The sequence below is a fragment of the Paenibacillus tianjinensis genome, from assembly GCF_017086365.1.
GTDB classification, from domain to species: Bacteria; Bacillota; Bacilli; order Paenibacillales; family Paenibacillaceae; genus Paenibacillus_AQ; species Paenibacillus_AQ tianjinensis.
The window spans coordinates 917419-936471 of sequence record NZ_CP070969.1 but is presented as its reverse complement, the minus strand read 5'-3'; the positions used below and the strand labels follow the sequence as shown (position 1 = coordinate 936471).

The window sequence follows — 19053 nt, the reverse complement described above, 5'->3', positions numbered from 1 at the left end:
TTTTCCCACCTCCGCTCCGGTCATTCATTCAAGACTGCTGCCCTTCACTTTATCCTTCTTGCGCAGCTCTTTGAGCAGCAGGATCAGGAATTGGGCATCGTCCACAAGATATCTTTTCCAGAGCCGTCCCGGCTCCTGGCTGAGCCGCCAGAACCATTCGAGCCCTGTCTTTTGCATAAAGTTCGGCGCCCGCTTTACCGAACCGGAGAGAAAGTCGAAGGTAGCGCCCACGCCGATCGAGATCGGCGCCTGATAAGAGGTGTAATGGCGGTAAATCCATTTCTCCTGCTTTGGCGCACCCACACCGACAAATACGATATCCGGTCGGCTGTCTGTCAGCATCTGGATGATACGCCGGTTCTCCTCTTCGTTATGCTCGAAGCCGTAGGAAGGGGAATAGCAGCCGACGATGTTCATATCCGGATAAGCCGCTTTTAGATTCTGGGTAGCCCGCTCAGGTACACCTTCAGCTGAGCCAAGGAAGAACAGGCGGTATTTCCTCTGCTCGAAGGCATTGCCCAGACGGCTGAAGAGATCCGCGCCGGATACTTTCTGCTTCAGCGGTTTGCCGAGCATTTTGGAAGCCCAGATCAGCGGCATTCCATCCGCTACTACAGCGCCTGCTTCGGAATAAACGGTTTGGAACTCTTTGTCTTTACGGAGCTTGATCACATGATCGACGTTGCAGGTCAGGATGTAGGACTGGTTCCTTTCCTGAATCGTTTTGTCGATATACTCAAGCAAATCCATGAAATCATAATTATCGAAATTGACATCGAACATGTTAACTTGGTTCATCGTATCACTTCTTTTTGTGGGGAGTCGGCCTACTGTGAAGATCGATACAGGCAGTTCAGGTACCAACAGAACGGAATAATGGATTGGACCGTCGACAGCGTGTTGTCGGAGAAAGAATAAATAAGAAACGCTGCTATAAAGAGCAGATAGTAAGGTTTGACCGGCGGTGCCAAAGCTCTGTAAACCAGAAGAAACACAGCCAATAAGGAAAGCAGCAGCAGTATAGCGCCGATATACCCTCCATCGAAGTAAAACCGGATGTACTCATTATGGGGAACCACAAAGCCTTTATAGAGCGTCCCGTCATTCGCGACCGTAACTGCTCCCAGTCCTCTTCCCGACCAAGGGGAATCTGCCGCTTTATTCAGGAAGTACTCCCAGGCCTCCGCCCGCCCCGACAGGTCAACCCCCGTTTCAGTTGTCCGTTCAAAGGAACGTTTCTTGATGTTATCCAGCTGCAGATAAACTGCCGATAAGATCAACATCACTGAACATAGCAGTGGAATCAGATACTGCGTTTTGCCTTTTAAGTACTGGCGTGAGATGTCGTAGAAATAATAAAGAATCATCAGCACCAGGGCTAATATAGGTCCGCGCGTTCCTGTTCCGATCAGAATCAGAAAGTTCAGCGCCAGCATGATGTAGAAATAACGGATATGCTGCGGACTGCGTTTAATCTCAATAAATGAGATGCCTATACCCATGAAGGCCAGCATCGCCAAATGCGCCGGAATGTTCGCCCCCTGTATCCGTACAGCGCCCGTGAACTCGATGTCGAGAAAAGCATGCAGATGAGCCACCTGCAGCAGCACTCCCGCCAGCACACTGACCAGCGGCAGCATGGCGATGATGCGGATTTGCTTCTCTGCCACCTCTTTCTTCCAGTTGATCAGGAGAAATACGAAGGGAAGCGATAATCCGATGAAGGCTTTTACGGCAATTGAGGAGCTCATCTCCGGCAGCCAGATGGAGAAGCCGAAGGTGATAAGCACCAGTCCCAGCATGGCCCATAGAGGAGGACTAAGCTTGAACTTCAGTCCGTTTACCAGAATGCAGGGCACCAGAAGCACCAGGATCACCAGCTTGTAAAGCGAGAGGATTTCAATTCCGAACATGCTGCCGTCGTACAGGAAATTGATGGAGATGGCCGTCGTCAGCAGAACGAAATAACTGATCAGCTCGGGTCGTGAAATGGAGACAACCAGCAAAATAATCAGGAGTACGGCCGCTACCGCAATTGCCGGCTGGTAAATGACTGCTGTCCCCAGGAACAGTGCGGACACGAGGTAGAGCATTCCGTATGGCAAAGCGTTCATTTTGGAGCCCCACTCAAAATTAGTCATTGTCTTCCCTCACCCCGCTGCAGATTCCCTCTTCCGGTTCCAGAACATATGAAGAGTTCCACGAATGCTCTCCAGCCGGCATTTGTTCAAAAGTTTTCTGCCCTGGCTTCTGGATAGCACCGAGTCCGCCAGGATATACACTACTTTGGCAGCTGTCTTTCCGAGCAGGAGCAGATTTCCTTTTACCCCTTCGCTTTTCATGGCGTTGGAGATGCCTTGACTGTAATACCTTTTCATAATCCAATCTTCCGTCAGGCGCCCTGCCGCTACGAAATGCTCGACGGCCATCTGCGGATGATAAAGGATGGTGTGCCCTTCTTTCTGCAGTTGGCCGAACAGCCACGTCTCTTCACCGGAGATAAGGGAATCCCCTTTTCTTCCGAGATCCAGCGGGAACAGGCTGATATTGAACGCGGGTTTGCGCATCGCCATATTGGCTCCGCAAGGATGCAGCCGCTTCGGATATTCCCTGACCTTGCCGCCCAGATCAACGATAGTGTACGGCAGCTCGAACGGCTTAATCAGCCAGTCCGGGCGCTTGCTTTCGAAGATGGGGGCGACTTTTCCGCCCATGGCCATGACTTCCGGCCTTTCATCAAATGTATTGATGATTGTGGTAATCCAATTCCGGCAAGGTATCGCGTCATCATCGAGAAAGGCAATGATTTGCGATTTGGAAGCCAGAATCCCTGTATTCCGGGCCGCCGACAATCCCTGTACCGGCTCCAGAAGATAACGGATATCCATTTCTGCACCATGAGCCTCAATAAAGCCTTTAATGGCGGCTGCCGAGTCATCTGTGGAGCTGTTATCCACGACAATGATCTCAGCCTCCTGCAGGTTCTCCAGTGTGATTAGAGACTGGAGCGTCTTAACCAGTAAAGCCGACCTGTTATAAGTGCAGATAATAATGGAAATCTTAGGGACGTGTCCGTACTCAGTCATCGGCTATCACCCAATTCCCATAATTTTAATAAGCGTCTTTGGAACCGAGCAGCATCAGGCCGGTTTTAAAAATGATCTTGAGGTCCAGCATCGTGCTCCGGATAGAAATATAGGTCAGATCGAGCTGCACCATTTCATCGAAACCGACACTGTTTCTGGCGTTAACCTGCCAGTATCCTGTGCATCCCGGTGTAACCAGCAGCCGCTGTTTGTCGTAATCCGTGTACTGCGCCACCTCTTCAACGAGCGGAGGACGGGGACCAACAAGACTCATATGGCCCATCAGCACGTTCCAGAGCTGAGGCAGTTCATCGATGCTAGTCTTGCGCAGGAATCTTCCGATCCGTGTGATGCGGGGATCATTTTTGATCTTGAACATTGCACCGCTCACTTCGTTATAGGCCATCAGATTCGCTTTCAGCTCCTCGGCATTGGAGACCATGGATCTGAATTTATACATGGGAAACAGCTTTTCGTCTTTGCCTACCCGGGTTTGCCGGAAGAACACTTTGCCTTTGGGGTCTTCCAGCTTGATCAGGATGGCCACAAGAGCGAAGAGCGGCAGTAGTACGAGAAGGCCAAGAGCGGAGAAAAAGACGTCGATAATCCGCTTCATTACCAGATAGGAATCCATATCTTTACTTCCTTCTTTGGCATGCAGCATGTAAAGTTTCGGCAGGACGGCCTCATAGTCTTCCGGCAGTTTTTGCATGCTCATTTCTCCTCATTCCTCCTAAATGTTTAGGTACAAATTTGCTTTGTTAAAGCATACGCAGGTTGGATTAGCTGCTAAGAGTGATTTGTCCGGCTTTGCTGAGCCATTCCGCCATCGCATCCATCACCGGATAGCGCAGGTCGTCGCTCTGAAGTGCAAATTCCAGCGTAGTCAAAATGTAACCGAGCCGTTCGCCGACATCGTATCTCGTACCATCAAAGTTGTAGGCATATACCCGTTCGCTCTGATTCAGCTTCTGGATGGCATCCGTAAGCTGAATTTCGCCTCCGGCACCCTTTTCCTGCAGGTCCAGATATTTAAAGATTTTTGGAGTAAATACGTAACGTCCCATGATTGCCAGATTGGATGGTGCTGTACCCAGCGCCGGCTTCTCAACAAAATTGTTAACCCGGTAGAGCCGTCCGTCCTGAAGATCCGGTTCGATAATCCCGTAGCGGTTGGTGAATTCATCCGGAATCTCCTGAACCCCGATCACCGAATTTTGTGTTTCTTCGTATTGATCGATCAGCTGCTTGAGGCATGGCGTTTTTCCGGTTACGATATCATCCCCCAGCATTACGCCGAAAGGCTCGTCTCCGATAAACCGTCTTGCACACCAAACCGCATGTCCGAGACCCTTTGGTTCTTTTTGCCGGATATAGTGTATTTCCACTTTAGAGGAACGTTGAACTTCTTTAAGCAGCTCCAGCTTGCCGTCTTCCAGGAGCCGGGACTCCAATTCGAAGGCGTTGTCGAAGTGATCTTCGATCGCCCGCTTTCCCTTACCGGTAACGATGATGATATCCTCGATACCGGAAGCAATAGCTTCTTCCACGATATACTGAATGGTCGGTTTGTTGATGATGGGAAGCATTTCCTTAGGCATGGCCTTTGTCGCAGGCAGGAAGCGCGTTCCTAGTCCTGCTGCAGGGATAATTACCTTCTTTACCTTTTTCATCGCACTTACCTCCTATAAAGTTTGGTGGGATAACTTTGAAAACTCTATTTAGCCTGATTCATGGCGATGCCAAGAATTTTCGAACCGGTCTGTTCCATAAGCACCTTCAGCTTGCGGACTGCTTCACGTTTGGTCTTCCCGTGTCTTGCCACGAGGATTACACCATCGGATAGCGGTGCCAGAATCCGTGCATCACTGAATTCCACCGCCGGCGGAGAGTCAAGCAGGATCAGATCGAAGCTCGCCTTCAGCTCATCCAGCAGAGCGGCCATTTTGTCGCTGCCGAGCAGATCCGGAGGACTGACACGGGTAATACCGGCTGGAATAACCGCCAGATTGGCAAGGTTCCCGTAGACGGCAATATCCTTGGCTTCCTCCTGTCCGCTTAAGTAAGCAGCAAGTCCTTGGCTGCCTTCCACCTCGAATACATTATGAAGTCCGGGATGGCGCAGGTTGCAGTCAACAACAGCGACTCTTTTGCCGTCCTGGACAAAAGAAACAGCGAGGTTGGACAGAATCGTCGTCTTGCCTTCTCCTCCTTCGGCTGAAGTAAAGAGAAGTACCTGTCCGCCGCTCCCTCCAGCCAGCCCAAGCTGGCGGATATAGGTACGAAGCGAGCGGAAGGATTCAGAGATATGCGAAGACGGGTTCAGGTCCGCAATTAAACTTTTATTCGGCCGTAACATAAGCGCCCTCCCCTACTCTTGCCTTAGCGTTTGCCGCTTTGCCGAGATCACGTTTGCGGATCGTCGGGATGCTGGCAATGACCGGCAGTCCCAGATCGAATTCGGCTTCCTTCTCGGTGCGGAGTGTTCCATTGAGTGTTTCCAGCAGCAGGATAATCCCGATTGCGGCCATCAATGAGACAACAAAGCTGATAATCAGGTTCATTACGAAACTGCCGTTGGTTGCCGCCGGTACATCAGCCGGATCAGCCGGAGTCAGGAATGTTACATTGTCCAGCTTCATTAGCGTTGGAAGGCTGCGGATGAAGCTTTGCGAAACCGCGTTTACAATATTTGCCGCCTTGCTGTAACTTTCATCTTCTACACTGAGATTGATGACCTGGCTTTTCTCGGAGGTCTTTACCTGCAGCTTCGCAGCCAGCTGATCTTCTGTAAGGCCAAACTCCGGATGGTCGGCTACAACACTCTTCATAATCGTGGGGGACTTCATAATTTCCTTGTAGCTCTCGATGAGGTTAAGGCTGAAGTTCAAGTTGTTGAGATTATTGCTCTCGGGTACATTTGCAGTATTGTTGACCAGCAGTTGTCCGGAGGCGGAGTAGACGGGTACAACGAAGTTCTTGCTGATGTAGAAGGTGGTAGCACAGGAGATTAATACAAACACCGTTATCAACCACAACCTCTTCTTAATCAGGTTAATGTAATCTAAAATCGTCTTTTCCACAGTAACCCTCCTTCCGCATTAGTTGCATTCTGAAAGCAATCATGAAAGTTTCAGATATCTTGCTTTAATTCTATCAAGCAGTACGAGTTGCCACATGGCTCCTACCATTACTTTAATCTTCACTTTCGTGTGAGTCGGTTCGGTCCGTAAGGGGGGCATCATGGTATACTTTAGTACCATACGACTGGTAAATTTTCTCAATAGATGGAAGCTTAGCCGACGCAGCCCGTTATTTCATTACTAAAATCTTTAAATCCCCATACATCACCGTGTTAGATTCAGGGAGATTTGGACACAAAAAAACACGGACATCCGTGTCCGTGTTCCAACATTTCTTGAATGATTATTAATCATACGACATTTCGTACTTGGTCAGCCCTACCGCGTTGGCGTATAGCGCCGCCTGAGTCCGGTCAGCCACCTGCAGCTTGGCGAGAATCTGACTCACATGCTTCTTGACCGTAAATTCACTGATGAACAGGCGTGAAGCAATATCCTTATTGCAGGCACCTTGGCCAAGTTCAATCAGCACTTCCTTTTCCTTCGGAGTCAATTCGTCCGTCGGGCTGCTGCCGCTCATCCGCATCTTATCTTCCATCAGTCCGGGATCATAATACTTCCGGCCCTTATGAACCAGCTGGATCGCGAACAGCAATTCTTCCGGCAGTGCTTCCTTCAGCACATAGCCGTCAACCAGAACTTCTTCCGCTTTGAGGAAGTCTTCTCTGCTTGCCGAAGAGGTCAGTAGAATAAACTTGCTGCTCAGCCCGCGGGCCCGTGCAGCCTTGATCACATCCAGACCCGACTCATCAGCTAGCCTTAGATCAATCAGCACAAGATCAGGCTGTGTCTCCTCAATAACAAGAAGAGCTTCCTGGCCATTCGTTGCTTCGCCTGCAAAATGCAGATTAGGCTGCATAGAAATGACTGCTGCCAATCCTCTTCTCACCAAAGGGTGATCATCAACAATGACGATATTCACTTGAACGACCTCCTGCCTAAAGTTTATGCATTTTTTAATTCAGCGACACCGACAGGTATTGAAATTAAAATCTTGGTTCCTGCATTCTCGCTGCTCGATAACTGGAAATCTCCGCCTAGAGACTGTGCCAGATACTGCATATTCTTCATGCCAAGTCCGCTGGTAGTATCCTCAGACGTTGTCCAGAGCAGATCAGTATCAAAACCGACGCCATCGTCCACAATTGAAAGTCTGATCCATTTGGGCTTGAGGGACAGTTCGACATCCACCCTGCTGGCCGCACCATGACGTATGGCGTTGCCTGTCGCTTCAGAAATAATCCGGAAGAGAGCCTTGTGGTAAGGATAAGGGAGACTGAAATCATCACCCGTTATTTTTAATTCAATTTCCACATCGTTTAACCTGGATAAGCTCTTAAGATGTGATCTCACCATGCCCAGCCAGGTAGGTCCGCCGCTTTTCTTGGAGCTGAGACTGTAGATCGTAATCCGCAGCTCTTTGGCAACCTTGGTCGCGGAATCATGTATGAGGTCAATCTGCTCTTCCAGCTCGGACTCGGACATTTTACGCCAGGTCTGTTTCAGGGAGTGGGTTGCGTACACAATGCCGAAAAGGCTCTGCGACACGCTGTCATGCATTTCATCCGCTATCCGGTTCTGTTCATTCGTGATGATCAGCCGATTTTCGATGACACCCAGTTCATGGCGCTCAAGAATAATTGCGCTAAGCTCCGACAGAAACATAAGCTGCTGAATATACCATCTGCGGCCCTCAAGACCCTCCGACGATTCCAGCTTCACGCCGATCATGCCGACAAATCGGGTGCTCATTCTTACCGGCATCAGCAAAAAGTCGCCAAGGCCAGGCAAACTCTTGAACACCGGCTCACGCTGCAGTCTCCACTCGTGTTCATGCTTTTCCAGCTCTGTGAACAAAAAACGTTCTTCTTCATGCTGCCAGCCTGTCTGCCGGCTCTGGGGTGCGGGTTCACCACTTTTTTTGGCGAACCAGAACAAGGCCTTATCCAATTTGGTAAGCTTCACCACATAGTCCGTGATGACCTGCCCGATGTTCATGAAGTCGTGCTGGCTGGAGGTTTCCACGATATGATAGAGCGATTTAATATGCTCCATGGTTTCGTTGGTCCGCGCGTTTGCTTCTTCCCGCTGCCGCTTGATCCTGTTAACCATTTGCATAACTATAACCGTAAGTACCAGGGCTAGAAACAGGTTTCCGTTCTGAAGCACCGCATCTGCGAAAGATTTGCCCTCAGAGTTCAAAAAAACGTAACAAAATGTAGTCACTATGCCAATATAACTCAGAAGCAGGCTCCACCTGAAATAAAATGACAATGAGCCCGCCGCAATTAAAACGGGATTCAGTACGTAGAGCTTGAAGGAGCTCTCAAAGCCGCCAGTCAGTAAGGTCAATGCAATAACGCCCGCCATCTCTATACTAACTACCAGCATAAGAACCCGTGGTCTGGCCCGGAGCCTCCGGTAGTAGATCGTGAACACTTGAGCAATCATGAAGAGTGCAATAATTAAAAGGGATTTATAAAGTACGGAAGGCCCCGTGTGGTCCAGGAGGTACATAAGCGATGTGAGGGACAAAGAGAAATATCTGTAAAAAGCAATCATTCTGTCTTCCGCGGTTGTTTTAATTTTCATCCCACCACCCTATTCTCCACCTTTTTTGGAAAATGCGAGCTTATCAAAGCTTTGTTTAAAAGCATCATACATGAGAAAAATCACAATAACAAGTTTCAACATTTGCTGATAGCGTTTTCTTTTCAAAAAAAATAACAGAATGTCCACCTTTTTTTCCTAAGTTTAACTTAATTTTATCCATATAAGCCAAAGATAGCGCTACCATGCTCAAATAAAACTTTGAGGAACAGCAAATTAGCCTCTCCACCAGCTGGACAGGCTAATTCGCTGAATACTATCGGTTATAGGGCATCATCCGGGCAGCTTATTCGGCTACTACAGGCAAAGATAGATGCAACTTGTTAGGATCACAGATACAAATCTGGTAACGCTGCTCGCCGACGATATGATACCCGGTGGACAGAATACGTATAGTATGATTATTACGCACATCCACCTTATGGAGACTACGGCAACTAATGCAGTAAAACTCTCTCATGGTTTCATCTCCGGCATAACATAGTCAATAAGAACTAATAAAAACTGCTAATATTCTCTAAATAATAACATTCTCTTTTTATCAGTGTCAACATCAATCATCATATTCCGACAACAATCCACAGATGAAAGCAGAATTATGTCGGCTAATGAACATTACTGCGGCAAAGCTGGGGTGAAATCCCCATATATTTCTTAAATAGCCTCGAAAAATAAAACGGATCGCTGTACTGCAGCATGCCTGAAATCTCCTTGACCTGCAGGGAGGTATTCAGCAGTAAATGCTTTGCTTCGGCCATTTTGAGCCGATGGATATATTCATGCAGCGGATATCCGCTGCTGCTGCGGACCAGACGGCGCAGCGTAGACATGGAAATATGGTGCTTTGCGGCAATCTGCGGTAAGTCAGGCTGCTCATAGACACAGGAATTCAAGTCCAGGCGAATCTGCGGCATAGCTTCATGCTGCCAGAACCGCGTGTTGTCCCGGGTCACAAACGAACATTCCAGCAGGATCGCTTCCAGACGAAGTGCTGCCCGGTCGGCATCAGCGGGTGCGCCCCCGTCCATGAGACCCAGGACCTCCTCGAACGATGCCGCAAGTCCTGCCAGTGCATTTCCCTGAAATATCATTCCTGCTGCTATTAGTCCCGACTCCAGCCACTCATCCACACGTTTCCCGTTAAAATTAATATAATATTCATCCCAGCTCCCTCCAGGCGGCGGACCAAAGCTATAGCTGCAGCCCGGGCGAAAGAAGAACAGGCTGCCTTCCCGGACCGCTTGAACCTCCCCCCCGTTCTCCGCAAAGGTACCGGAGCCGGATACAATATAGACCAGTGCCCAATGCTCAAATACTACATCCCTGCGGAATAATGTTCTGCCCGGCAGATGACCTGCCTGCCCGATCCGGATACCGCCTAGTCTAAGCATAGAGCTATCTACCTTCGGGTCAATAATCCTAATGGGATACGGACTGATCATATAATCCATGACCTTGGGCATACATTGCATTCCTCCCTCTGTTTAGGAGTGATATGGTTAATCTGAAGATGATCATATTCTACATGAATAAGAGGTGTCCACGCTATGTCAGAAATTCCCGTCCTGCAGCTGTTGCCCCGCCCGCGGTCACTTACAGTGACTGGAGGACTATTCCGGGTCCCAGCCAAAGGAAGTATTATTCTTAACGATGCAGAGAACCGTGACATTCTGCCCGCAGTCCGCAAGCTTCAACAGATGACTTCACAAGTCCTCCGGCTGGAGCTGCCCCTGTCTATAGGTCTCCGTCCCTCCCGCCAGTCTGCCTATAACTTTAGTTATAACCGGCTGCTTCCGGCACAGGCCTATGAGATTACAGTAGGACCAGACGGAATCGCGATAAGCTACAGTTCTCCGGAAGGCGCTTACTACGCAGTCGCTACGCTAAAACAAATCCTGGAGCAATGCGGAAGAGATGTGCCTTATCTGTTCATCAGCGATCAACCGGACTTTGCAGCCAGAGGCCTGATGATCGACATCAGCCGCAATAAAATCCCTAAGCTTGAAACGCTTTACCGGATCATTGATCTGATGTCGGATTTGAAGTTCAACCAGCTGCAGTTATATATAGAAGGTTCTCCTTTTGCCTATGAGTCTTTTCCCCAAGTTTGGGAGCTGGAAACACCGGTAACCGGCGAAGAAATTCTGCTGATTGATGCCTATTGCCGTGAGCGTTTTATCGAGCTGGTACCGAACCAGAACAGCTTCGGCCACATGGAGCATTGGCTGAGCCGGCCGGAGTTCAATCACCTGGCTGAAATTCCAGAAGGCTTCATGCTTCCGGATACAATGTATGATAGGGATCTGTATCCTGACGGTCTGTTTATGCAGCCAGGGACCTTCCATACGGAAGACCCTGAAGTACTTCGTCTGCTGGGCAGAATGTACGATGATCTTCTTCCCTATTTCACTTCATCGCAGTTTAATGTAGGTTGTGACGAGACCTATGAGCTTGGGCTTGGTAAAAGTAAAGCGCTGGCCGACTCTGCAGGCAAAGGGCAGCTCTACTTGTCTTTTCTGCAAAAGATTCATGAGCTTGTTACCGCCAGAGACAAAACGATGCAATTCTGGGGGGATATTATTATCCAGCATCCGGAACTGATTCCGCACCTGCCTAAAGATATCATTGCCATGGAATGGGGCTACAGCGCCGGGCATCCGTTCGAGGCAGATACACTGAAATTCCGTGAAGCGGGAATCCCGTTCTATGTCTGCCCCGGCACCAGCTCCTGGAACTCCCTGACCGGACGGACCGACAATATGCTGGCCAATCTTCGCAATGCAGCTGTTCACGGCAAAACGAACGGGGCAATCGGCTACCTCATTACGGATTGGGGAGACTTTGGCCATTGGCAGCATCTGCCTGTCAGCTATGCCGGCTTCATATACGGTGCCGCATTATCCTGGAATGTGGAGAACAATCTCGATGCTGATGTTGCAGGATATTTGAACCGCTCCGTCTTCCAGGACCGTTCAGCAACAATCGGACAATTACTGCTTGACCTTGGCAATTATTACAAGCTGGAATCCGGGACGTTGCGTCCCAACGATTCAGAGCTGTCCATGCTGCTGCGCAGCCGGCTGGACAATATGGGAATCGTTAAGAAGCTTACACCGGTTCATTTTGATCAGCTAGAAGCTTACATCAGCACGATAGAGGAGCAGCTGACGAAGCTGGATCTGGCATGCGATGATGCGGAGCTTGTCCGGGAGGAGCTTGCGAACGGTATCCATTTTGTGAAACATGCGTTATACCTCGGACGACTCAAGTTGCAGATTACAGCTGCCCCAGGTAAAGTTGATCCGGATCTGCTTCAAGGTCTGATTAAGGATCTCGACCTGCTGCTGCACAGCTACCGCCAATTGTGGACCCGGCGCAACCGGGCTGGCGGTCTTGAGCAGAGTGTCAGCAAGCTTCTCCGCCTCCGAAGTGAATACGAAGCCCTGATCTAAGACCTATGTACCAAATCAAAGGCCCGGCAGACCGGATTGCCTTGGTCTGCCGGGCCTTTATCTCATTCACGCTCTCCCGGTCTCTTTGCCTGAAGAAATTCCCAGCGGATTTCCTCATATTGATTCGCCAGCATTTCACGCTCCCGCTGCTCCCGCTCTTCCCGGCCCGTACTTTCCAGCAAGCTTTCATCATCTTCGAAGATGTTCCAGATGTCCGAGAAGAGATAATCTTTTATCTCGACCGCTGCCCCGGACGATCTCCCGTTCTGCCAGAACAATCCCTTGGAGGTGCGCAGCACGGTGCGCCCATCGGGAGTGGCGGCCTTTTGCCCAATCCGGATCTGCATCAGCATTTGGCCGAAAGTATACCATTCCATCTGCAAAACCACCCCCATAAGTTCTAATTGAAATAGACCCACCCGGCAGCATATAATCATGGTGAAAACCCACTTTTTTCCTTTTTAAAATATATTCTTTGACAGGAGACAAGCCTACTATGAATTGGCTGGATGATTATAAGGAGGAGCTTCACACCGTATTTCAAGATTCCAGGACGATCATCTCCGGATTTCCGGAACCGTTCCGTTCACAGGGACTGGCCTATCTGGATCAATTTGATGTATTCCAGGTTCACAGCAAGAAGAACTACATCTGCTATCTGCTGCCGTACTGGTTAAACCGCGAGTGCGGATTAAGCTTAGAGGAGACGCGCCGGATGTCTACAGGCAACGTTGTACTGATGCTCTTTTTCTTCCTGCAGGACGATCTGATGGACAACAGGCAATCGGCACCTGCTGAAGTACTGCCGCTTGCCAATCTGCTATATGTGGAGTTTCTGGATCTTTATCGTCCGCTCTTCCCTCCGGAATCCCTCTTCTGGTCCTACTTCAGGCGTTATATCACCGAGTGGGCAGACAGCGTGGCCGGAGAAGCCGCCGGCGATTATTATTGGAACGACCGCAGCCGGGTTGCCCGCAAAGCCAGTCCCCTTAAACTCTCCAGCACTGCCGCCCTGCTGCTCTCAGACAAGTCATCCTTCATTGCCGAGTCGGAAGAAATGCTTGAAGCCGTACTGCTCACCCTGCAAATGCTCGATGATTATGAGGATTGGGAGGAGGATCTCGCTGAAGGCAGCTATAACTGCCTGCTGTCACTGGTCCGTCATCATCTGCAGCAGGATACTGCCATTCTTACTCCGGCTGCCGTCAAAGATTTTATTTTCACTACAGGCGGGCTCACACAGTATGCGGCAACGGCAGCTGTGAACCACGAAAAACTACTGTCAGGCCGTTTATCTATCCCCGGGCTAACTGCCTTTCATCAAATGCTGGTGGACAATCTCCTGCACATTGCTGCAGCGATTGAAGCGGAGAAAGCACTATTACAAGGAGGCGGACTGGGGTACTGGTTATCCAAAAATATGAATCTCTAAAAAACCTCAAACAGCGGATAACAACCAAAAAAAGTCATGGATTCAAAAATAATGCTATGTTATGCTTACGGGGTAAGCATTTATCATTTCGAGGAAGGGTGATTGTAATGTCAGAAGCAATTCTTAAGAATCAAGTGATTCAGAAGGCATGGGAAGATCCAAGTTTCAAACAGAAACTGCTTACAGATCCGAAAGAAGCCCTCAGAGAAGCACTAGGTATTCATCTGCCGGACAATATTACACTCAAAACCGTGGAGGAAGGCTCTAATGAGTTTTATCTCGTCATTCCTCCCCGTCCATCCTCGGGCATCATGAAGACGGATGTTTCCCCCCTAAGTTCCTGGTAAATCACCCTAGTCTAACTTCATAGGGAGCCCGAACCTTCCGGAGCGTCTGCCAGCGGCAGCATAGTGACGGACTCGGTTCCGGCTCCTTTTTGGCTCTCAAAATGGATTTCGCCCTGCATGGATTCAATAATCCGGAAGGTAACCATCAGCCCAAGCCCTGTCCCCTTCGTCTTATTGGAGAAATACGGCTCCCCGAGCCGGTTCAGAACCTCCTGATCCATTCCCTCGCCATCATCCTTGATATGAATATACACCTTGTCACCGACACCGTAGGCTATCATATGTATAGTTCCTTCATCACCCAGCGACTCGATACTGTTCTTAATGATATTAATAAATGCCTGCTTGAATTTGGAGGAATTCCCCCTTACCCATAACCCTTCTCCGGCTTCCATGATCATTCGGCCCCCGTTCAGATGACAGAGCGGCAGCATAATACTCTCAATATGTTTAAACTCATCCTGAACGTTCAGGATCGAAATCTGCTCAAATTCCGGTTTGGCAAAGGTCAGAAAATCTGTAATAATGTTCGCGGCACGGTCAAGTTCGCTTAGAGCCATAGATAAGTACTGTTCTTCACTACCGCTTGATTTCTCGCTGAGGAGCTGGAGGAACCCTCTGGTCACCTGCAGCGGATTGCGCACTTCATGTGCCACCGATGCAGCGAGCTCACTGATAATCTCCATTTTCTCCGAACGCTGTAGTTCATTGTTGAACAGCTCCAGCTCCCGGGAATACTTGACCACCTGCCGGTGGTTCAGGGCCAGCCTGCGCCCGAGAATAATAATGAGCGAGAGAATGAAGACAACCAGCGCCCATTTCCAGTAAAACAGATCATAATTACCGCTCTTGACGTAGTACCAGATTAATTCGGACACGCCTGTTAAAGCCGCTGTACCAAAGCCTACAGCAAAAATAATGGCGTCTTTATTCCCTTTTATAGAGTAGGCAATGACATACGCAATAAGCAGAATAAATTGGATAATCATTATAAAACCGATTACCGTGGCAGATACGAAATAATAAAATTCTACAAAACGGTTACCGGACAATGTATTCACAATCATACACAGGATGCAGAATAAGGAGTACGCCGTCTGGAAGATCCGGAACCGCCGGATAATCGAGAAGCGCCCGCTGCCGAATATGTTCTCGAACAGATAGGTAAGCGCCGGAAGCAGCGACAGCAGCCCCAGGTCCAGAAAGATAACGCTGAGCGCTCCAAGAGAACTGTAAAAGGTATAAATAAACGGAGAATACGTGATTGATAAAACCCCGGTAGCTGCGATGACAACGGATAATGAGGCTGCTATGTGGAAATGTTCCCTGTCCAGGAAAAACCCGCATACAAACAGGACCACCGCTACAAAAACAAAAGCGCCGCCCAGAATCACATCGATGAGCCCGTTTTTTATATAGCCTCTGACCAGATCACTATACTCGCCGATGACTGCCGGTTCTTTAATTCCGATCCGGTCCTGCAGAGTTGACGTCCAGATATACATTGTTTTGCCGTCATCGTCTGCGCTAAGAGGAACAAGCAGCGAGAAATTGTCTTTGATATAGCTGCGGTCATCTTCAAACACCATACGGTCTTCGATATACACTTTAACATGCAGGGCATATAAGGTTTTGATGTAGACTGCAGGTGTCACATATTTGAATGCCGGCAGCTCAATACGTGTCCAGGCCGAGGATACGCCATTAGGAAGCTCCGTCATCCCCGGATCTGCTCCGGTGCTGATCCATTCCCCCTGATCCGGAGCAGGTACGTTAAAGCCGTTATCCCCCGGATCATGTACCCATTTGATCTGCCATTCCTTAATTTCCTTAGAGGCATAATGACTATCTGCTGAAGCCAATAGTGAACTGCAGGTCATTAAAAGCAGAAAAAACACTGCTGTTATATGTAAACTTTTACCGATCAAGCGCATGCAAGCACCCCAGAATAAAGTTTTAGAAGCAATGTATACAAGCTAGTATTTCGCCCTAAACGTCCCTTATCCCTTCAAAAAAACGGTATTATCCAAAAAAATTGCTATTTATTGCGATAGGCTGGGAGTTTCACAATCACTTCGGTCCCCTCGCCCTTTTTACTGTGAAACTGAATCGAACCATTCATCGCTTCAATAATCCGGAAGGTAACCATCAGGCCGAGCCCAGTCCCCTTTGTCTTATTGGAGTAATAAGGTTCGCCCAAGCGAGCCAGCTCGCTGACCTTCATGCCTTCCCCGTTATCCTTAACACTGACCATTATATGTGGTCCCGATTTCCAGGCGGACACTTTGATCAGACCATTCTCCTGTAAAGATTCCACACTGTTCTTGATCAGATTAATAAATGCCTGTTTAAATTTAGAGGAGCTGCCAAGCACTTGAAGCCCGTCCTGCAGCTGAAGCTGAATAGCTCCGCCTTGCAGATTAGCCAGCGGCACCAGAATCCCGGACACATGCTTCAGTTCCCCGGAAACCTCCAGGATATCCTCCTGATCCAGCCCCGGTTTGGCAAACGTGAGAAAGTCCGTAATGATGACTGAGGCTCTATCCAGCTCCTGCATCGCCATATCGAGATATTCCTTCTCTTTTGAACCGGAGCGTTCTCCTAAAATTTGCAGGAATCCCCGCGTAACCTGCAGCGGATTGCGCACCTCATGGGCAACGGACGCGGCCAGTTCACTGATAATCTCCATTTTCTCCGAACGCTGCACTTCATTGTTGAATTTCTCCAGCTCCCGGGAATAGCTAACCGCCTGCTCATAGTTTCTGGCAAAGCCCCGTCCAAGAATTACAATCAGTGAAATAACAAAAGCAATCACTCCCCACTTCCACCAATACAAATGGTAGCGTTCTGCAGAAGTGAAGTACAGCAGCAGCTCACCAAGGGAGACAACAGCAAATGCAGCGAATCCAAGCGAGAAAATAACGGCATCCTTATTGCCTCTGTAAGCATAAATCACCGCCAGGCCAAGCAAATAGGCGAGCTGTATAATCATCAGTATTCCCATAACCTCTACAGTCATGATCCTATACAGGTGATCCAGCCGGTAAGACAGCAGTGTATTCAATAGGAGAAAGCCGGAGCAGAAGATGGAATAGCCGAGCTGAAAATTACGGAAACGCACAAGCCGGTTCCCTCTGCCGGGGCCAAAAATCCGTTCGAAATAAAAGGTAAAGGCCGGCAGAAGTGTAAATAAAGCCAGATCAAAAAAAGTTTCAATTAACCGCCCCTGATTGTGCAGAATAAGCGGCAGAAACGGTGAGTAGGTAATGAATAGAACGCCAAAGGATACAATCACCAGCACTAGCCAAAGTCCGCCTGAGAAAAGCTCAACCCTTACAAAAAACAGGCACGTCATCAATACGGCCGCCATAAAGATCAGCGCCGCACCAAGCACCATATCCACTAAATCCTGTTTGACATAAAGGGCGATCAGCTGATCATAATTTCCTGTTCTGACCTCACCTTCTACGCCGAAGCCCTTGCTGCCGCCACTGCTCCATAGATATAACGGTCCATTGCCGTCTTTCGGGGATAGCGGAATCAGCACCTTGCTGCCATTAAAATTAACCATCTGACTTGAATCATAGATGATCTCGTTATTCCGATACGCTTTGATTGTATTTCCATATACTTTATCTATAAGCAGTGCCGAATTGGTAGTCACCTTAGGTATTGCAAAACGCAGCCAGGCTGCGCTTACTCCGGCCGGGGGCAGCGGTCTGGCTGCATTCGCGGGCACCTTCATCCATTCCTGGTCTGGAGCTGCTGCCGTTTCTTCAAAAGAATCAGCTAACGAATCAGCGTCCGGCTGTTCCCATTTCATCTCCCATTCCGGAAGTATAGGTCCTGTCTTGCCGCTCCACTCCATAGCAACCCCTAAGGGTACTAAAGCTATCAAGAGCAGAAGCATGAGAATAGCAGCCACTCTTTTTGGTGATGGCAACTTCATCTTGACACCTCAATAAATCATTAGTTGGATTTTTGTAGTCCATATGATTCTTACTTTCGACAACCTTCGCACTATCCCTGCTAATCCTGCAAAAATACTCGAAATAAGTAGTTTTCCGCTTCACGCGGTTAATCGTACAGATAAATGAATATATTAAGGAAGGCAATGAATAATGGACTGAGTGGACTCAAGGAATAGATTCGCCGCCGAATTATCGGGTAAAGAATGATTATAGATGTTAAGTGGAGGAGGATGGGCAATGAACGACAAAAAGAACTCCGCCGCCAGCGGTACTCCGGCCGAGGATGGACTTGTGACCGAGCGGGATATCGATGAGGAGTTCGGCCTGTTTCAGGAAGATTCCTATCCCGGTGCGCTGCCGGATGAAGACCAGAAGGCAGCCATTAATCATGCTGTTCCTAAAGAGAATCAGACTAAAGCCTAAAGGAGTTGAACGGCTATGGGTAATGAATTCAACAAAACTGAAGCCGATTTAGCATATGAGCGTTATCAGAAAATGGGGAGTATCACTTCCGAAGAAGACATCCCTCTTGAGGATGTGCGGCTGCCCGGTACCCATGAAGCGCCTGTCGATTATGTGGACGACATAGTGGATGAAGGCTCTGATCCGGTGCTGGAGGGGGATCCGATTCTGGCTGCCGATATTGGCCTGAATACGCCGGAAACCGCCCTTGGCCCAAGAGCCGACCGCAACGGCCGCATCACAGCAGCGCCTGCCCCGGAACGGGACGAGCTGCTGGAGTCGGATGCGATCTTCGCCGCCGGGGCAGCAGGATTAACCGGCAGTGTAATTGATTATGCCGATGAAGAGGATGTCCTGGCAGACGATCTTAACAACGACGAAGAAGACTTACCGCTAGAGGATATACCTGACGCTGACGAATTGCAGCCAGGCACCGCAGTCGATCCCGCGGCCCCGCCGCTTGATGTAATGCCTGGAACCGATGTGCTTAACGGCTCGACCGGCGAAGAGGATTAATCAGACTTAGGGCATCACCGGATTCTATTCCGGT

General features: G+C 49.1%; 18 protein-coding genes. 5 read left to right on the top strand and 13 right to left on the bottom strand.

All coding sequences use genetic code 11. From position 1 onward, the window contains the following. Nucleotides 1-24 precede the first annotated feature (24 nt). The 10 genes from JRJ22_RS04030 to JRJ22_RS03985 all read right to left on the bottom strand — a co-directional run bounded on the left by JRJ22_RS04030 (nucleotide 25) and on the right by JRJ22_RS03985 (nucleotide 10302). Nucleotides 25-798, bottom strand: coding sequence for a WecB/TagA/CpsF family glycosyltransferase (locus JRJ22_RS04030; RefSeq protein ID WP_206103341.1), 774 nt, complete (start codon nucleotides 796-798; stop codon nucleotides 25-27). 29 nt (nucleotides 799-827) lie between these two features. Next, entirely contained in the window at nucleotides 828-2141 is a 1314-nt protein-coding gene (locus JRJ22_RS04025) for an O-antigen ligase family protein (RefSeq protein WP_206103340.1), read from the bottom strand. A gap of 9 nt (nucleotides 2142-2150) precedes the next feature. Next, entirely contained in the window at nucleotides 2151-3086 is a 936-nt protein-coding gene (locus JRJ22_RS04020) for a glycosyltransferase (protein WP_206103339.1), read from the bottom strand. Nucleotides 3087-3111: 25 nt separating this feature from the next. Next, the gene (locus JRJ22_RS04015) at nucleotides 3112-3804 is read right to left on the bottom strand and encodes a sugar transferase (protein ID WP_206103338.1); all 693 of its coding nucleotides are present in this window, start codon (nucleotides 3802-3804) and stop codon (nucleotides 3112-3114) included. 64 nt (nucleotides 3805-3868) lie between these two features. Next, on the bottom strand, nucleotides 3869-4759 hold the full coding sequence (galU, locus tag JRJ22_RS04010; RefSeq protein ID WP_054938972.1) for a UTP--glucose-1-phosphate uridylyltransferase GalU: 891 nt from the start codon (nucleotides 4757-4759) through the stop codon (nucleotides 3869-3871). A 44-nt stretch (nucleotides 4760-4803) separates the two neighbouring features. After that, complete coding sequence (locus JRJ22_RS04005) at nucleotides 4804-5445, bottom strand: CpsD/CapB family tyrosine-protein kinase (RefSeq protein WP_206103337.1); 642 nt, start codon at nucleotides 5443-5445, stop codon at nucleotides 4804-4806. Beyond that, nucleotides 5429-6169 (bottom strand): YveK family protein, encoded by a 741-nt coding sequence (locus JRJ22_RS04000; protein WP_206103336.1) that lies wholly within the window; start codon nucleotides 6167-6169, stop codon nucleotides 5429-5431. Before JRJ22_RS04000 ends, JRJ22_RS04005 begins: the two co-directional genes overlap by 17 nt. A gap of 346 nt (nucleotides 6170-6515) precedes the next feature. Beyond that, nucleotides 6516-7151, bottom strand: a complete 636-nt coding sequence (locus tag JRJ22_RS03995) for a response regulator (protein WP_054938969.1) — start codon at nucleotides 7149-7151, stop codon at nucleotides 6516-6518. A 23-nt stretch (nucleotides 7152-7174) separates the two neighbouring features. Further along, nucleotides 7175-8680 carry a sensor histidine kinase gene (locus JRJ22_RS03990; RefSeq protein ID WP_232381024.1) on the bottom strand — a complete coding sequence of 502 codons (1506 nt, stop codon included), beginning with the start codon at nucleotides 8678-8680 and terminating at the stop codon, nucleotides 7175-7177. Between the two features lie 764 nt (nucleotides 8681-9444). Beyond that, nucleotides 9445-10302, bottom strand: a complete 858-nt coding sequence (locus JRJ22_RS03985) for a helix-turn-helix transcriptional regulator (protein WP_206103334.1) — start codon at nucleotides 10300-10302, stop codon at nucleotides 9445-9447. 84 nt (nucleotides 10303-10386) lie between these two features. Here JRJ22_RS03985 and JRJ22_RS03980 point away from each other — a divergent pair, with 84 nt between their 5' ends. After that, nucleotides 10387-12291 (top strand): beta-N-acetylhexosaminidase, encoded by a 1905-nt coding sequence (locus JRJ22_RS03980; protein WP_206103333.1) that lies wholly within the window; start codon nucleotides 10387-10389, stop codon nucleotides 12289-12291. Between the two features lie 62 nt (nucleotides 12292-12353). On the opposite strand, the gene JRJ22_RS03975 is transcribed toward JRJ22_RS03980, so the two are convergent. Continuing rightward, a complete protein-coding gene (locus JRJ22_RS03975; RefSeq protein WP_206103332.1) occupies nucleotides 12354-12668 on the bottom strand; it encodes a hypothetical protein in 315 nt (104 codons plus the stop codon). Nucleotides 12669-12787: 119 nt separating this feature from the next. Here JRJ22_RS03975 and JRJ22_RS03970 point away from each other — a divergent pair, with 119 nt between their 5' ends. Next, nucleotides 12788-13723 carry a hypothetical protein gene (locus tag JRJ22_RS03970; protein ID WP_206103331.1) on the top strand — a complete coding sequence of 312 codons (936 nt, stop codon included), beginning with the start codon at nucleotides 12788-12790 and terminating at the stop codon, nucleotides 13721-13723. A 107-nt stretch (nucleotides 13724-13830) separates the two neighbouring features. Beyond that, entirely contained in the window at nucleotides 13831-14070 is a 240-nt protein-coding gene (locus JRJ22_RS03965; protein WP_206103330.1) for an NHLP leader peptide family RiPP precursor, read from the top strand. Between the two features lie 17 nt (nucleotides 14071-14087). Here JRJ22_RS03965 and JRJ22_RS03960 read toward each other — a convergent pair whose 3' ends face one another. Continuing rightward, on the bottom strand, nucleotides 14088-15932 hold the full coding sequence (locus tag JRJ22_RS03960) for a sensor histidine kinase (protein ID WP_232381023.1): 1845 nt from the start codon (nucleotides 15930-15932) through the stop codon (nucleotides 14088-14090). Between the two features lie 176 nt (nucleotides 15933-16108). Further along, on the bottom strand, nucleotides 16109-18019 hold the full coding sequence (locus JRJ22_RS03955) for a sensor histidine kinase (protein ID WP_206103328.1): 1911 nt from the start codon (nucleotides 18017-18019) through the stop codon (nucleotides 16109-16111). 259 nt (nucleotides 18020-18278) lie between these two features. Here JRJ22_RS03955 and JRJ22_RS03950 point away from each other — a divergent pair, with 259 nt between their 5' ends. Continuing rightward, nucleotides 18279-18464: a hypothetical protein gene (locus JRJ22_RS03950; RefSeq protein ID WP_206105366.1), complete on the top strand. Its 186-nt coding sequence runs from the start codon at nucleotides 18279-18281 to the stop codon at nucleotides 18462-18464. Between the two features lie 15 nt (nucleotides 18465-18479). Next, nucleotides 18480-19019 carry a hypothetical protein gene (locus JRJ22_RS03945; protein WP_206103327.1) on the top strand — a complete coding sequence of 180 codons (540 nt, stop codon included), beginning with the start codon at nucleotides 18480-18482 and terminating at the stop codon, nucleotides 19017-19019. The last annotated feature ends 34 nt before the right edge of the window (nucleotides 19020-19053 follow it).

What these genes read in the sequence shown, in the direction of transcription:
- JRJ22_RS04030 (WP_206103341.1), bottom strand. Translation starts at nt 798, where the DNA reads ATGAACCAAGTTAACATGTTCGATGTCAATTTCGATAATTATGATTTC.
- JRJ22_RS04025 (WP_206103340.1), bottom strand. Translation starts at nt 2,141, where the DNA reads ATGACTAATTTTGAGTGGGGCTCCAAAATGAACGCTTTGCCATACGGA.
- JRJ22_RS04020 (WP_206103339.1), bottom strand. Translation starts at nt 3,086, where the DNA reads ATGACTGAGTACGGACACGTCCCTAAGATTTCCATTATTATCTGCACT.
- JRJ22_RS04015 (WP_206103338.1), bottom strand. Translation starts at nt 3,804, where the DNA reads ATGAGCATGCAAAAACTGCCGGAAGACTATGAGGCCGTCCTGCCGAAA.
- galU (WP_054938972.1), bottom strand. Translation starts at nt 4,759, where the DNA reads ATGAAAAAGGTAAAGAAGGTAATTATCCCTGCAGCAGGACTAGGAACG.
- JRJ22_RS04005 (WP_206103337.1), bottom strand. Translation starts at nt 5,445, where the DNA reads ATGTTACGGCCGAATAAAAGTTTAATTGCGGACCTGAACCCGTCTTCG.
- JRJ22_RS03990 (WP_232381024.1), bottom strand. Translation starts at nt 8,680, where the DNA reads ATGATTGCTCAAGTGTTCACGATCTACTACCGGAGGCTCCGGGCCAGA.
- JRJ22_RS03985 (WP_206103334.1), bottom strand. Translation starts at nt 10,302, where the DNA reads ATGCCCAAGGTCATGGATTATATGATCAGTCCGTATCCCATTAGGATT.
- JRJ22_RS03980 (WP_206103333.1), top strand. Translation starts at nt 10,387, where the DNA reads ATGTCAGAAATTCCCGTCCTGCAGCTGTTGCCCCGCCCGCGGTCACTT.
- JRJ22_RS03975 (WP_206103332.1), bottom strand. Translation starts at nt 12,668, where the DNA reads ATGGAATGGTATACTTTCGGCCAAATGCTGATGCAGATCCGGATTGGG.
- JRJ22_RS03970 (WP_206103331.1), top strand. Translation starts at nt 12,788, where the DNA reads ATGAATTGGCTGGATGATTATAAGGAGGAGCTTCACACCGTATTTCAA.
- JRJ22_RS03965 (WP_206103330.1), top strand. Translation starts at nt 13,831, where the DNA reads ATGTCAGAAGCAATTCTTAAGAATCAAGTGATTCAGAAGGCATGGGAA.
- JRJ22_RS03955 (WP_206103328.1), bottom strand. Translation starts at nt 18,019, where the DNA reads ATGAAGTTGCCATCACCAAAAAGAGTGGCTGCTATTCTCATGCTTCTG.
- JRJ22_RS03950 (WP_206105366.1), top strand. Translation starts at nt 18,279, where the DNA reads ATGAACGACAAAAAGAACTCCGCCGCCAGCGGTACTCCGGCCGAGGAT.
- JRJ22_RS03945 (WP_206103327.1), top strand. Translation starts at nt 18,480, where the DNA reads ATGGGTAATGAATTCAACAAAACTGAAGCCGATTTAGCATATGAGCGT.